The organism is Hephaestia mangrovi (assembly GCF_019880555.1).
In the GTDB taxonomy this organism is placed as follows: domain Bacteria; phylum Pseudomonadota; class Alphaproteobacteria; order Sphingomonadales; family Sphingomonadaceae; genus Sphingomonas; species Sphingomonas mangrovi.
The window spans coordinates 61,694-77,034 of the sequence record NZ_JAINVU010000005.1 but is presented as its reverse complement, the minus strand read 5'-3'; the positions used below and the strand labels follow the sequence as shown (position 1 = coordinate 77,034).

Annotated in this window: 7 protein-coding genes; 3 read left to right on the top strand and 4 right to left on the bottom strand. The window is 67.1% G+C overall.

Going from position 1 to position 15,341, the window contains the following annotated elements; all coding sequences use genetic code 11:
- Positions 1-99: 99 nt before the first annotated feature.
- Both K7G81_RS12345 and K7G81_RS12340 read right to left on the bottom strand, forming a co-directional pair.
- Positions 100-1,128, bottom strand: a complete 1,029-nt coding sequence (locus tag K7G81_RS12345; RefSeq protein WP_223031116.1) for a hypothetical protein — start codon at positions 1,126-1,128, stop codon at positions 100-102.
- 19 nt (positions 1,129-1,147) lie between these two features.
- Complete coding sequence (locus K7G81_RS12340; protein ID WP_223031115.1) at positions 1,148-1,873, bottom strand: hypothetical protein; 726 nt, start codon at positions 1,871-1,873, stop codon at positions 1,148-1,150.
- A gap of 104 nt (positions 1,874-1,977) precedes the next feature.
- Between K7G81_RS12340 and K7G81_RS12335 the strand changes: the two genes are divergently transcribed.
- Entirely contained in the window at positions 1,978-4,737 is a 2,760-nt protein-coding gene (locus tag K7G81_RS12335; protein WP_223031114.1) for a protein kinase domain-containing protein, read from the top strand.
- Between the two features lie 12 nt (positions 4,738-4,749).
- Here the strand turns inward: K7G81_RS12335 and K7G81_RS12330 are convergent, their stop codons facing one another.
- Both K7G81_RS12330 and K7G81_RS12325 read right to left on the bottom strand, forming a co-directional pair.
- On the bottom strand, positions 4,750-5,076 hold the full coding sequence (locus K7G81_RS12330) for a hypothetical protein (protein ID WP_223031113.1): 327 nt from the start codon (positions 5,074-5,076) through the stop codon (positions 4,750-4,752).
- Entirely contained in the window at positions 5,018-5,389 is a 372-nt protein-coding gene (locus tag K7G81_RS12325; RefSeq protein ID WP_223031112.1) for a hypothetical protein, read from the bottom strand. The genes K7G81_RS12330 and K7G81_RS12325 overlap by 59 nt, the downstream gene beginning before the upstream one ends.
- A gap of 630 nt (positions 5,390-6,019) precedes the next feature.
- On the opposite strand from K7G81_RS12325, the gene K7G81_RS12320 reads away from it, so the two are divergent.
- Positions 6,020-7,771, top strand: a complete 1,752-nt coding sequence (locus K7G81_RS12320; protein WP_223031111.1) for a ShlB/FhaC/HecB family hemolysin secretion/activation protein — start codon at positions 6,020-6,022, stop codon at positions 7,769-7,771.
- Between the two features lie 12 nt (positions 7,772-7,783).
- Complete coding sequence (locus K7G81_RS12315) at positions 7,784-15,274, top strand: MBG domain-containing protein (RefSeq protein ID WP_223031110.1); 7,491 nt, start codon at positions 7,784-7,786, stop codon at positions 15,272-15,274.
- Positions 15,275-15,341 lie beyond the last annotated feature (67 nt).

Here is a 15,341-nt window from a genome sequence, read left to right as displayed (position 1 = left end):
TAAATGGCCTCTCTCGACGCGGTAGTACATTCACACAAGCGGCATTGGCGAAGCGAACCGGCGCAAGGACAAGCGCTGCCTTGGTTTTTCCCTCGGCGTTCACCGCAAGCCGGCGGCGCAGGCGCCGAGGACCGCTTTCGAAGTTTCGTTGAAATGCGTGAGCGATAGTGGCGGCATGTCGATCCAGTAATCTCTGCTGGCGATCGTCCAGGCCGCGGGCACTACAGCATAATCCTGCTTGCCGGCGGCCTGCATGAGGGCGAGCGCGGCGCGCGAGAGCTGTCCGATATAGGCGAGCTTTTCCTTCACCGGCTGCAGAACCAGGTCGGCATTGGGAGAGCTCGGTCCCGGATCGCCGATCTCGATCATCACGGGGACTCCCACCGGCGGTGCCGTGCCGCCCGGCGGAAACGCCACCACGATCACGGGCATGTTCTCGGCGCAGGCGACCACGGTCTTGGGGCGCTTGAGCGAGCCATCTGACATGGCAATCGAGGGGCCGCTCTTGCCGGCGACAGGACCGCTGAGCTTCCAGTCGTATTTTGGGTTTTTGTCGGGACGGTCGTCATCATCCGCGGGTGCCCCCTCAAGCGCCGCGTCGAGCGCCGCCGGCTCGGTCTTGGTGTACGTCGTGACGAATCCCTTCGGCGTCCACCGCATGATGCCGAAGCACGTGTCCGCGCCGGTCTTGTGGCCGCAGTAGGTTCCATGCGCCGCCACCTCGATGTCCTGCCGGCCGTTGACCGGGGCGGTGATGACAAAGCCCTGATAATTGTCGCCGGCCACCTCGCGCAGCCGGTCGCCCTCGGAAACGAGGATCGCGACCTGGCAGCCGGCGGACCCGCAATATTCGCTGGCGCCCAGCGCGGGGCAATAGAGCGATGCATAGTGGATGACATAATCGGAATGGCCATCGCCGTTGAAATCAGCCGCCTCGGCGAAGCTGGTATCGTCGGTGACACGAAGGCGATCACCGGCATCGTGGCATTCCTTGACCGCCGTGTCGAAATAGGCGCGGACCTGAGGCGGCAAGGGTTTTGCCGGCCCGGCCGATGCAACGACCGGCGCGACGACAATCGCGGTGCCGAAAATCAATGCCGCAATGTTGATCCTTGTGTTGCGCAACATTCTCGCCTCTCGTGTCGATTCAGCGGTCGCGATCGAGCGGCTTGCCGATCTTGCCCAGCCCGGCCAGGATCAGGCCGATCCCGCTCAGCAGCAGCAGCCAGGCGCCGATCCCGGTGCCGATGACCTGCCCCAGGGCGGCGCCGAATGGACCGCTGGCCGAGGTGAGGCCGGTCTTGACCAGTAGCACCAGCAGGAAGGCGACGATCGCCGCGGTGCCGGTCGCCAGCGTGACCAGACGCAGCGATGCACCCTTCCATGACTGCCAGAGCAACCCGAGCGCGAGCAAAGGCGCCGCGAACCGCAGCATCAGGAACAGCTTGAACCCGGCGCTGGGGCCGCCCCCGCCGCCATCGCCGTCGAGCGCGCCGAACGGCTTGGCCAGCGAGAGGATCGACGGCAGGTCGAACAGCGACACGCTCTTTTGTGGCATCGTCAGCGCCGGAAGAACGCAGGCAAGCAGCACCCCGATCGCGATCGGGGCGGCGATCGTGCTGGTCAGCAGCGCCCTGGCCTTGCCGATCGCCGGCGACGCCGCCAGCACGGCGACGTCCACGCCCCCCGCGCCGGCATCGGCATAGATTCCCCTGGCCGTCCCGCCCTCGGCTTCGAAGTCGACGCGGACACCCGCGTCGACCGGCTGCCCCGCCTGCCAGTCAGCGGTCGTGAAAGCATAGCGTCGCCCGTCCTCGCCGTTGATGATGCCGGTGCCGGTATCGGCGGAAAACCCAAGAACCCGTCCCTTCATCGTGCCCTCCTGTCCAAAAGGATCGTTGATCAGCCGCAACAAGATATGCTGTGATCGCCCTGTAGCGCTCATCAAGAAGTTATGAAGCGTCGCCGGGGGGCAAGATGTCGCGCAAATCCGGGAATTCCGGGCATGGCCGGCTGATCTGGAATGTCGGCACGGTTTCGGTCGACGAATCGGATTGGCGGCTGCGTGTCGCCGGCCGCGAGGTCGATATCGAGCAAAAACCGATGGAATTGCTGCTTGCGCTGCTCCACCGCGCCGGCGAAGTTGTCACCAAGGACGAACTGCTCGATCTCGTCTGGCCGGGCGTCACCGTGGTGCCCGCCTCGCTGCCGACCGCGATCGCCAAGCTTCGCCGCGCGCTGGGCGAGGCGGCGGCGATCGTCGAGACCGTGCCGCGGCTCGGCTATCGCATCGCCGGTGATGCTGACGTGCAACTGACCGAGGCCAGCGACCGCCCGTTGATCGGGTTCGCGCCGGGCGACCACGTGCCCGGAGCGTCTGGCTGGCAGCTCGATCGGGTTTTGGCGCGGGGCGACGCCGATGACGTCTGGCTCGCCCGTTCGGAAGCGGGGGAGACGCGCGTCTTCAAGTTCGCCGAAACGCCCGGCCGGCTGCGTCAGCTCAAGCGCGAGGCGCGCGCGGGCCAGGTGCTTGCCGCGATCGGCGACGGCCCGGCGCGGTTCGTGGTGCCGGTGGCGCAAGCATTCGATCGCGTTCCCGCCTGGCTCGCCTTCTCCGACGGCGGAACGGATCTGGGTCAGTGGTTCGTGAAATATGGTGCCGGCATTGGTCGCACCGGGCGGATCGCGCTGGTCGAGCAAGCGGTGCGCGCGGTCGGCGCGGCGCACGCGCTCGGCGTGCTGCATCTCGATCTGAAGCCGTCGAACCTGCTGGTGTCGATGCAGACCGGATCGCCCGATATCCGCGTGATCGATTTCGGCAGCTCGGTGCTGCTCGATCATCCCCGGCTGCGCGCCGCCGCGGTGACCGGCATGACGATGACCGAATCCCCCGATGGTGGCGCACCTTCGCCGGCCGGTACGCCATTCTATCTGGCGCCCGAGTTGATCGGCGACGGGGCGCCGTCGGTCGCCTCCGATATCTATGCCCTGGGCCTGATCCTGTTCCAGCTCGTGGTCGGCGACCTGCACCGCCCGCTCACGCCGGGCTGGGAGGCGGCTATCGACGATCAGCTACTGAGCGACGACATCGCCCGCGCCTGCGCACTCGATCCGGCGGACCGTTTCGTATCGGCGGATTTGTTCGCCGACAATCTTGCCGCCCTGGACACACGCCGTGCCGAGGCAGAACGCGTCGCGGCAGAGCAGCGAGAGGCGGATCGCATCCGGCGAGAAGCCGAACGCGCGCGCGCACGCCGCCCCTGGGTGATCGCCGCCGGTGCCGCGCTCATTCTCGGCACCGCCGGCACGACGGTCGCCGCATGGCAGGCGGCGCACGAACGCGACGAGGCGCAACGCCAGACAGCAATTGCGACCGCCATCAACGGCTTCCTTACCGATGACTTGCTGGCGCGAGGCGATCCGTCGAAAAGCGGCAATGCCGGCGAGACGCTGATTGACGCCACCCGCCGCGCCGAACCCGAGATCGCCCGGCGCTTCGGCGATGCGCCGCTGGTCGCCGCGCGGCTCTATCACACGCTCGCCCGCGTCTACGTCCAGCAATCCGACTGGACGGCGGCGCGGCGCGCTTACGCCGAGGCCGACACCGCTTATGCTCGCGCGGGGGCCGCAGACAGCAAGGCGGCAGCGATTGCGCGACTGCAACATGCCTCGATGGAGGCGCTGTCCTACACGCAAGGCTCGGTCGAGCGGGCACGCCAGATTATCGCCCGGGAGCGGTCGCGCCTGCCCCGGGACGAAAACCGGATCGATCCGGAAGAGCGCGTCTGGCTGGCCTCGGCGCGGGGTATGGCTGAGTTGGCGGGAGGCGACGTCCACGTCTCGCGCGATCAGTTCGGCCTTGCTGCGCGGCTTGCCGATACCATGCCGGCGGTGTTCGATGCGCGTGCCAGGAACGATTTTCACCAGCGCCACGCCTTCACGCTGATCCGGCTCGGCGACGGCAAGGGCGCCGAGGCCGAGATTCGCCATCTGCTCGCGGCGCAGACGCGCTTGCTTGGCCCCACCAATCCCGACGTTCTGTTATTGAGGATGAACCTCGGCCAAGCCTATCTTTACCAGCGCCGTTTCGCCGATGCGATCGCGACGCTGTCGGCGGTGTTGCCGTTGATGCGCCAACAGCTCGGCCAGGATCATCGACTCGTCCAGCAGACGCTGGCCGCACGTGTGGAGGCCTATGGCGATCTCGGCGATTACCGCGCGTCGATCGCCGACGGCCGGACGCTCTATGCGATCGCGCTGCGGCACCAGGGACTCCATGCTTTCCGCACTATCGGGGCGCTGGCGGACATGGCGACGTCCGAATGCCGCGCGCCCGATATCGCCAGCGGCGTTGCCGACGCGCGCAAGGCCTATCGCGCCTCGCTGGAGGCGTTCGGGGCCAAGGCGGCACTGACCCAGGGTGTCGCCACCTCGCTGGCGCAATGCCTTATCGAAGCGGGACAAGATGCCGCCGCTGCGCCCCTCATTGCGCATGTCGATCGCAAAGCGGTTGCCGAACTGGCGTCGGACCCGAACTGGGGCGCGAACATCGATCTGGCTGAGGCTGAAATCGCCGTTCACGCCGGCCGCTGGACGGATGCCGCCGGAAGCCTCCGAGCAGCAACCCTTGCTTATGCCTCGCCGCAGGCGGATTTCTTCCAGCACCGCAAGTTCGAAAAGCTGAGTGCGCTCGTCAACCGCGCGGCAAGCGGTAACGTCGCCAAGAGTCGAGACTGAGCGGCAGATTCGCTAATCGACCGCTCTCCGTTCCCACAGCCGGGCGAAAACATGGCGATAATGCCAAGCGAGGATCGCCCACCAAATCGGCCAGATGCTGCCCCAGATGTAGCTATGCGTCAGCACCCAGTGGAAACAGGCGATCACGACCACCGAGGGGGCGAGCAGTAGGAGGCCGAGCGGCGCCCACCGGTCGATCATCATCGCCGCGCCGCCCACCAACAGCGACCCGGTGAGCAACGGGTTGATGAACCCCGAGCGATTGAGCGCCTCGAGAAAATCATTGGCGGCGGGGCCGCCGGCGGGCGGCTGGGTGTCGCCGAACTCGATCAGCACCATCAAGGTCAGTGCGATGAAAACCAACCCGAAAAGGCACCGGGCAATCGTCCAGCCCCGATCGATCCAGCGTTTCCCGCGCAAATCCGTCATGTCGAGTTCCCCCACTCGCCTGCAGCTTATGCACGATCAGCGCGACGCCGTCGATCGAGAGATCGAGCCGGTTAGGATCGCGGTCGCGCTCGATCAGAAAGGTGTTCTGGCCGCTGGTATTGACCACCGCGCCGCCGGCCATTTCGATCGGGATGCGCACCGTCGGAAGGCGGGAGTAATCGGACGTGATTTCGACGAGGTTTCGTCCGACGCGCGTCACCATTACCGTGACGCCGTTATGCGCAAGAGATGCCGATCGCCAATCGTTCCTCTGACACTCCTCGTTCGGGCATTCGGATCGGGTTGCTTACGCGAAGGCTATGAAGGGAAGAGCGTCTGCGCTTCACACGATCGTAGGAGGTTTGACCAGCGAGCCGGCCGCGCGACTAGCTTGGAGGCTGCCAAGCAGCGACGAGCCGATGCAACGATTTGAGGCGCCGTGGCTCAACATCGCGCCGGAACGGCCAGCCGCAACAGCGAATGCTCAAATGCGGACAAGCCCCTAAGCCAGCGGCAGCTTTCGTGAGCATCTGCGAAAGCTATCAACGGTCGGAGCCAGGCGGCTTTACTGCTGACCGCGCTCGTCGAAATTGCTGACGTTCGCTGCCCTTTGCTCGGCCCGAAGACATTTCCGGCCTTTCCACGCAATTTCCACGGTTTCTCACACGATCGCGCCCACGTCTCATGGTTGAACTGCTGTCGTTGTCGGATCTGTGGGCAAGCCAGAGCCTATGCCCGGTGGCGATGTTCAGGTCGACGACGTCGCTTGCGATGGGGGCGGGTAGCCACCGGATTCGGCAGAGCGGCGCGAAGCGCTGGATTTGGGTGCCACGCAAAGAGGGGTAGAAAGCCGATGACGAATGTTGATGGTCGCCCGAGAGCGTCTGCGCGCCGGGTCGTCGTCCGTTCATCGTTCGGCATCCTCCTGCTGGCCGTGCCGGCGGCGCTCCACGCGCAGACCGCCAGCCAGATCACCCCGCCAAGCTATGCGCCGCCGGTGGAACGTCGCCCGGAGGCACCGCTGGCCCTACCGTCGGACATTATCCGCCAGGCACCGCCGGGGTCGGAATCGTTGTTCGTGACGCTTGGCGACCTGACCGTCTCCGGCGGCACGCTGGCGCCTCAAACGATGGCGATGTTGCGTTCCCGTCTGATCGGCAAGCGCATCAGCGTCGCCCAAGTGTTCGCGGCGGCGCAGGACGCCGAGGCGGCCGAAGCGCGCGCGGGCCGGGTGCTGGTCCGCGTCGTCGTGCCGCAGCAGGACATTGCCGACGGCAAGACGCTGCGGCTGATGGTGGTCGAGGGCTTTGTCGAAAGCGTCGACTTGTCGGGTGTGCCCAAAGCGGTGCGCGCGCGCATCGCCGGGCTGCTAGCGGGGCTGCAGGACCGCCGCGACGTGGAGCTCGCCCAGCTGGAGCGCAAGCTGACGCTCGCGGCGGACACGCCGGGCGTGACGCTGCGCTCGGCCCTGAAGCCGGGCAAGCAGCCGGGCGGCGTAGTGCTGCAGGTGGCGGCGGACTGGCGCCCGATCACCGGGCTGGTGAGCTTCGACAATTCGCTGCCGAGCGCGCTGGGGCACGATTCCTTCGGCATCGGCGTCAACCTGAACTCGGTGCTGGGCGCAGGAGAGCTGATCTATCTGCGCGCCTACGGCTTGCCCAACGGCGGCGGCGGGACCGGATTCCTCGACGCGACGCCGCGCGACCGCACGCTCGCGGCCGGCGCGATCCTGCCGCTCGGGCATGACGGCCTGACGCTGACGGTGGAGGGCACCGACGCGCGGACCGCGCCGCGCCACAGCGATCTGTTGCCGGGATTCGCCTCGCATTTCCAGCGGCTGAGCTACACGCTGCGCTATCCGGTCGTCCGTCGCCGCGCGCTGACGGTCGGCGTCGAAGGACGGTTCGACGTCGAGGATGACCGCGTACGCATCATCTCGCCGATCGTTCTGCCGGTATCGAAGGACAAGCTGAGGGTCGCGCGCGCGGCGGCGGATGTCTCCGCCTGGCTGCCCGCGGGCGGCCTCGCCAGCGCCCGGATCGAACTGTCGCTCGGCATCAACGGGCTGGGCGCGCGTTCGGCGGCGGATGCCACGCCGATCGACCCGCTCTCGCGTGCCGGCACCGATGCCGATTTCAGGAAGCTGCTGTTTACCGGCAGCATCAGCCAGCCGGTTGCGCCGCATGTCGAGGTCACACTGCAGGGGCAGGCCCAGTCCAGCCTCGGCAAGCCGCTCGCCAATGCCGAGCAGATCGGCATTGCCGTCGCCGACGGCATCTCGACGCTGCCGAGCGGCGCGTTGCAGGGCGATGACGGCTATGTCGTGCGCGGCGATCTGCGCGCGCCCTTCTCGCTGCCGGCCAAGACGGTGTTCGCACGGCTGACCCCCTATGTCTTCGCAGCCCAGGGCGGCGTCCATTACCAGCAGCCGACGGTGCTCGAACGCGCCACCACCCACGCCTTCGCCTATGGCACCGGGCTGCGTTTCGACGGCCAGGCGAGCGACGGCGGCCCCGGCCTCTCGGCACGGCTCGAATATGGCAGCGGCCATGTCGAGGGCCGCCGCGACGACCGCGTCTCCATCACCCTTTTCGCCAGCTTCTGATTGGAAACCGCCATGTCCATCAAATTTCCAGTCGCGCTTCTCGCTTCCACCGCGCTGATTCCCTGCGCCGCCGCCCAGACCTTGCCGCAAGGCGGGCAGGTCGCCGCCGGCCAGGCGACGATCTCCAACCCCGCGGCGGGGCAGATGCAGATCGACCAGAGCAGCCAGCGCGCGATCATCAACTGGCAGAGCTTCTCGGTCGGCAAGGGCGGCCGCGTCGATATCAACCAGCCCGACGCGACTTCGGCGCTGCTCAACCGCGTGACCGGCAATACGACCAGCGAGATCGCCGGGCAGATCAACGCCAACGGCCGCGTCTTCCTGATCAACCCGAACGGCATCCTCATCACCAGGACGGGCAGCGTCAACGCCGCCGGCTTCACGGCATCGACGCTCGACATCGCCGACGCCGACTTCATGGCGGGATCGGACACGCTGACCGTCACGGCGCCGCGGCTCGACCAGTCGATCAGCTATATCAAGGGCGGCTTCGCGGGCGCGCTCGGCGGCAAGGCCGGGAAATGGGTCCTCGCTCATCTCGACAGGATCGGCGGCGAGGAAGCGCTCGACCTCGGCGGCGATGGTTTCCTTCAGGTTGCGGTGCCCAAGGGCGGCATCACCGTCGCCGGGCGGATCAACGCCAGCGAAATCGTGCTGACCGCCGGCACCGCCCGCGCAGCGGCGCGCGGCGTGGTCAATCTTTCGGGCACGCTTGACGCGTCGAGCGTTTCCGCAAGCGGCGGCACGATCCGGCTGACGGGCGCGGCGGTCAACCTTGCAGGTGCGCGGATCGACGCGTCGGGGGCGACCAGCGGCGGTTCGGTCGAGATCGGCGGCGGCCGTCAGGGCAGCGGTGATCTCGCCCACGCGACGACCGTGTCGATGGACGCCGCCAGCAGTATCCGCGCCGACGCGACCGGCCGCGGCGACGGCGGCAGCGTCACCTTGTGGTCCGACGAGCGGACGACATTCGCCGGCACGATCAGCGCCCGCGGCGGCGCGGCGGGCGGCGACGGGGGCCAGGCCGAGGTCTCGGGCAAGCAACTGCTCGACTATACCGGCACCACCGACCTCACCGCATCGCTGGGCAAGACCGGCGACCTGCTGCTCGATCCGTTCAACGTCACGATCTCGGACGCTGCGGACAAGAACCAATCCGGCGCCTTCACCGCGACCGGCAACGACAGCGTCATTAACGTGACGACGCTGGAGGATGCGCTGGCGCTGGCCAATGTGACGGTTTCGACCGGCTCCAGCGGCAGTCAGGCGGGCGACATCACCGTGGCGGCGCCGCTCGGCTGGTCGTCCAATTCCGCCCTGACGCTGAACGCGGCCGGCAGCATCGCCATCAACGCCGCGATCGACGTTGCCGGCGGCGGCCAGGTCGCGCTGACCTACAGCACGAGCGATCCGGTGACGAAGGGCCTCAGCTTTGCTCTTGGCGCAGGCATCAACTTCGCCGACGGACAGACCGGCCAGGCCCTCACGCTCAATTCGCAAGGCTATACGCTGCTGCATACGATGGCGGATGTCGAAGCGGTCGGCACCGGCGGCCGTTACGCACTGGCGCACGATCTCGACGCAGCGGGCACGACCTATACGGGCGCGCTGATCGGGCCGTCCTTCAGCCAGGCATTCACCGGCAAGCTCGAGGGGCTGGGCCATGTCATCTCCAACCTGACGATCGAGTCGGCGAACGATGATGTCGGGTTGGTCGGGGTCCTGTCGGGCGGCGGCATTCGCGACATCGGTATCGTCGGCGGATCGATCACCGGCACCGGCAACGACTCTTTCGGCGGCATCGGCGCCCTGGTGGGAGTTAGCGTCTCGGGCGGCTCCGTGCGAAATGCCTTTAGCACCGCCACGGTCAGCGGCGGTGACACCACCAATGTCGGCGGCCTGCTGGGGATCAATGCCGGCACCATCGTCAACAGCTTCAGCACCGGCCTGGTGAGCGGCGGCGCGAACAGCCTCGTCGGCGGCCTGGTCGGCCTGATGAGCAATACGCTCAAGGATTCCTATGCCACCGGCGCGGTCAGCGGTGGCGACGGCAGCCGGGTCGGCGGCCTGGTGGGCGACGTCAACAGCAGCCAGATCGGCATCAGCAACGTCTATGCCACCGGTGCGGTAAGCGGCGGCGCCGGTAGCCATGTCGGTGGCGTGGTGGGGACCAATACCGAAGGCGCCCTGACGAACCTGTTCTGGGACACGGATACCAGCGGCGTCTCCAGCAGCCCGGGCGGCGGCACCGGCCTGACGACGGCCCAGTTCATGTCCGGCGGCGCGAACGCGCTGGACGGCGCCTTCGCCGATGGCGCGAACGGCCGCTATCCCTTCCTCGCGAGCTTCTTCCCCAACGGCGTGCAGGCGATATCCGGCACGGCCCGGGACGGATCGAGCAACGTCGTCGTCGGTGGGCAGGTCCAGCTCTTCTCCGGCGGCAATTCGATCGGCATCGGCCCGGTCTCCACCGGCGCCAACGGCTTCTACTACACGATCATGCCGACCGGCACCTTGCCGGCGACGGGCAATGCCATCGGACAGACCATCACGCTTGCCGGGGCGACGGCACCGGGCGGGCTCGCCTATGCGGATAGGCTGGCGCTCGATGGCAATGGCAATCTCGCCGGCCTGTCGGTGACCGCCGGGCAGCGCGACATCGACACCGCTCTCACGAACTGGTCGGCGTTGCAGGATTCGCTGGACGCGACCTTCGGTTCGACAACGCTCGCCAGCCTCTCGCCGGCCATTCCCGAAAACGTCACGGCAACCGGCGACTTCGCCATCGATCAGGCATTGACGCCGTCCTCCGACCTGACCGTGACCAGCGGCGGATCGCTGGCCGTCGACGCGCCGGTTACGTGGTCGGGCATCGCGCTGTCGCTCGATGCCACCAGCGGGCTCACGGTCGGCGCCGCGATGACGCTGACCGGCGGCAGCCTCGCGCTGGCGGCCAACACGGCGCTCGACGTGGACGCGCCGATCACCGTGAAGGGCGCCGGCGCGGTGAACATCGATGCCGATGGTCCGATGATGGCGCTTTCCAGCGCCGGCTTCGGCGGATCGGTCACCTATCTTGCCACGGATGGCAGCGCGCTGAGTTCGAGCGCGGGCGGTACGTTGGCCATCAACGGCGACCCCATCACTTTGCTCTATTCGATGGCCGACCTCGACGGCATCGACGGGCAAGCGGCGTCGGGCAATGCCGTCAACGCGCAGGCGGCGGGCCTCGATGGCGATTATGCGCTGGCGCGCGATCTCGATGCGTCCGGCACCACCTACACCAGCGCGCTGATCGGCGGTTCCGCTGATTTTACCGGCGCGTTGCTGGGCATGGGGCACGTGATCAGCGGCCTCACCATCGCTTCCGCCGAAGACAATATCGGACTCGTCGGCCTCAACACCGGCCTGATCCAGGATATCGGCCTTGCTGGCGGATCGCTCACCGGCCAGAACGAAAGCGCCGTGATCGGCGCGCTGGTCGGATCGAACAGCGGCGAGGTTGATAACAGCTATGCCGGCGCCATCGTCGGCGGCCGTGGGTTCGAGTTCGGCGGTTTGGTTGGAGGCAACTCCGGCAGTGTCAGCGATTCCTTCGCGACCGGCGCGGTCGACATTCAATCCAGCGGTGGTGCGGGAGGTGGCCTGATCGGCGGCAATGGCGGCACCGTAAGCAATGCCTATGCCACCGGTGCGATCAGCGCCGCCGACGGTGGCGATATCGGCGGCCTATCGGGGAGCAACAGCGGCACGATAGCCGGATCGCACGCGACCGGCGCCGTCAGCGGCAACGGCGCGGCTGCCGCCGGCGGCCTGGTCGGAGAGAATTTTTTCGGCACGATAACCGATTCCTACGCGATCGGCGCCGTGCGGAGCGACGGCGACAACGGCTTTGCAGGCGGCCTGGCCGGGTTCGTCGATCAGGCGACGATCAGCAACGTCTTCGCCACCGGCGCGGTCAGCGCCGGCGACAGCGGCGACGCTGGCGGCCTGGCCGGGTTCGTCACCAACAGCACATTGAACAACGCCTTTGCGACCGGTGCTGTCAGCGGTGGAGACAGCAGCCAGGTCGGCGGTCTGATCGGGTTCAACGCCACCACTATCAGCAACGTCTATTCGACCGGCGTGGTCAGTGGTGGCGCGGGTGCCGATGTCGGCGGACTGGTCGGCTTTCGCAACGCCAACGGCAAGGTGACCAACGGCTATTGGGATGTCGAAACCAGCGGCCAGTCGGCCAGCGCCGGCGGCATCGGGCGGACGACGGCGCAGTTCCAGAACGGCAGCCTGCCGAGCGGCTTCGACAGCGGTTTATGGGCGACCGGCGCGGGGCTCTACCCGTATCTCAAGAGCTTCTTCCCCGATGGCGTGCAGGCGGTGACCGGAACGATCACCAACGCCGATGGCAGCGCCGCATCGGGCGCGGCCATCGATGTCTTCCTCAACGGTAGCCAGCCGTCGCTCTACGGCGCGGTGACATCGGGCGCCAACGGCTATTTCTACACCATCGTCGCGCCGGGCACCTACGCCGGCGATAGCAACGTCTATGCCGCGACGCTGACCGAGGCAGGCGGAAGCGCGCCGAGCGGCGTGCGCTATATCGACGAGCTTGCGCTCGACGCCAACGGCAATCTCGCGACGGGAACCGCGCAGCTTGGTCTCGCGCATGCGACGACCAGCCTCGACGGCATGAGCGCCTTCTTCGATGCGGTCGCTGTTACGTTCGGCGACAACAAGATCGGCCAGCCTCCGGTGTTGATCGACGCCCGTGGCGACATGCTCGTCGACCAGCAGATCACCGTGCCGCACGCCTATTCGATCGTCGCTGCGGGGGATCTCACGATCGCGCCGGGCGGCTCGATAACGAGCGGCGCGAGCGGCGATGCGGTGGTGCTCGCCGCCGGCGGCGTGTTCACCAATCAGGCCGGCTCCACGGCGTTGCAGGCCGACAACGGCCGCTGGCTGGTCTATCAAGGCACCGCCCTGGGCGGCACGCGCGGCGGGCTGGCCGGCACCAGCTTCTATGGCGACGCTTTCGACCTTGCCAGCGACAGCTTCGCCATCGCGCCTTCGTCGGGCAACCGCTTCGTCTATGCCGAACAGCCGACGCTGACGATCAGCGCCACGGGCAGCGGTGTCTATGACGGAACCGTGCAGACCGGCACGCTCTCCGCCTCGGGTCTCATCAACGGCGATGCGTTGGCGCTGTCCGGCACCGCGACGGGGTTGACCACCTCGGGCGTCGACGCCGGAAACTATACGCTGACGCCCGGCGGCGTCACGTCGGACCTCAATTACGCGATCACCTTCGCGCCCGGAACCTATACGATCACCCCGCGCCCGATCACCGTGACCGCGGATGCGCTGAGCCGCATTTATGGCGATGCCAATCCGACGCTGACCTTCACCGTCGGCGGCCTAGGACTGGTCGGTGGCGACACGCTGATCGGTGCGCTGGCGACGAGTGCTGACACCACGAGCGATGTCGGTAGCTACGCCATCGATCAGGGCACGCTGACGGCCGACAGCAATTACGCGCTGAGCTTTACTGGTGCCGATCTCACCGTCACGCCGCGTCCGATCACAGTGATTTTCACCGCTGATCCGGCGAGCGCGATCTACGGCAATGGCCCCGGCACACTCACCGGCTCGGCGAGCGCGGACGATCTGGTCAACGGTGACACGCTCGCCGGCATCACCTCGGGCAGCGCCAGCTTCACGGCAGGAGCGGATGCCACGAGCGATGTCGGCAGCTACGCGATCACCGGCAGCGGCCTCACCGCTACTTCGGCCAACTATACGATCAACTTCGCGCAAGCAGCGCCCAATGCCACCGCCTTCGCGGTAACCCCGCGCGCGATCACGGTGACGGCGGATGCGCTGAGCCGTATCTATGGCGATACCAACCCGGCACTGCCCTTCACCGTCGGCGGCCTTGGCCTCGTCAACGGCGACACGCTGAGCGGTGCGCTGGCGACGAGCGCGGACGCCACGAGTGATGTCGGCAGCTACGCCATCACCCAGGGCACGCTGACGGCCGATGGCAATTATACCCTGAGCTATACCGGCGCCGATCTCTCGGTGACCCCGCGCGCGATCACCGTGACCGCGGATGCGTTGAGCCGTATTTACGGCGACGCCAATCCGGCGCTGTCCTTCACCGTCGGTGGCCTCGGCCTCGTCAACGGCGACACGCTGAGTGGTGCGCTGACGACGAGTGCTGACGCCACGAGCAATATCGGCCGTTACGCCATCACTCAAGGCACGCTGACGGCCGACAGCAATTACGCGTTGAGCTACGCTGGCGCCGACCTCACCGTGACGCCGCGTCCGATCACGGTGACCTTCACCGCCGACACGGCAAGCGCGATCTACGGCAATGGCCCCGGCACACTCACTGGTTCGGCGAGCGCGGACGATCTGGTCAACGGCGACACGCTCGCCGGCATCACCTCGGGCAGCGCTGCCTTCACGACCGACGGGGGCGCAACCAGCGATGTCGGCAGCTACGCGATCACCGGCAGCGGCCTCACCGCGACTTCGGCCAATTACGCGGTCAGCTTCGCGCAGGCCGCCACCAACGCCTCGGCATTCACCGTGACGCCACGCGCGATCACGGTGGCAGCGAATGCGCTGAGTCGCATCTATGGCGATACCAACCCGGCACTGTCCTTCACCGTCGGCGGCCTCGGTCTCGTCAACGGCGACACGCTGAGCGGCGCGCTGGCGACGAGTGCGGACGCCACCAGCGATGTCGGCAGCTACGCCATTACCCAGGGCACGCTGGCAGCCGGCGGCAATTATGTCTTGAGCTACACCGGCGCCGATCTCTCGGTGACCCCGCGCGCGATCACCGTAACGGCGGACGCGCTGAACCGCATTTATGGCGACACCAATCCGGCGCTGACTTTCACCGTCGGCGGCCAGGGGCTGGTCAACGGCGACACGCTGAGCGGTGCGCTGACGACGAGTGCTGATGTAACTAGCGATGTCGGCAGCTTCGCCATCACCCAAGGCACGCTGACGGCCGGCAGCAACTACGCGGTGAGCTTCACCGGCGCCGATCTGACCGTGACCCCGCGCCCGATCACAGTGACGGCCAACGATCTGCTGAGGCTGTTTCACGAAGATAATCCACCGCTGACCTTCACCGTTGGGGGCAGGGGGCTGGTCAACGGTGACGTGCTGTCTGGTGCGCTCGCGACGTCGGCGACGATCGATAGCCTGCCCGGTACCTTCAGCATTGATCAGGGCACCCTGGCGGCGACGCCAAATTACACGCTTGTCTACGAGCCAGGACAACTTACCGTTGCGCCGGCCCTGCTGGAAGCCGAGCTGGCGGCCAGTTCACGAGCCGGAAATGCCTATTTCTTCGGCATGCCGCCGAGCATCGTCTCTTTTGCGCCACCGGGATCGGGAAGCTTCCTGGGTAGCTTCATTGGCGCGGAAACCGGAAATGGGTTCACCGCCAGCGATACGTACTGCCGCGATCAGAAGCCGTGTTAGTATCGAGCGCCAAGCCTGGCACGCCCAGGCGGCCGCCGAGGATCGATCCCGGCTCGCTTGTCGAAGA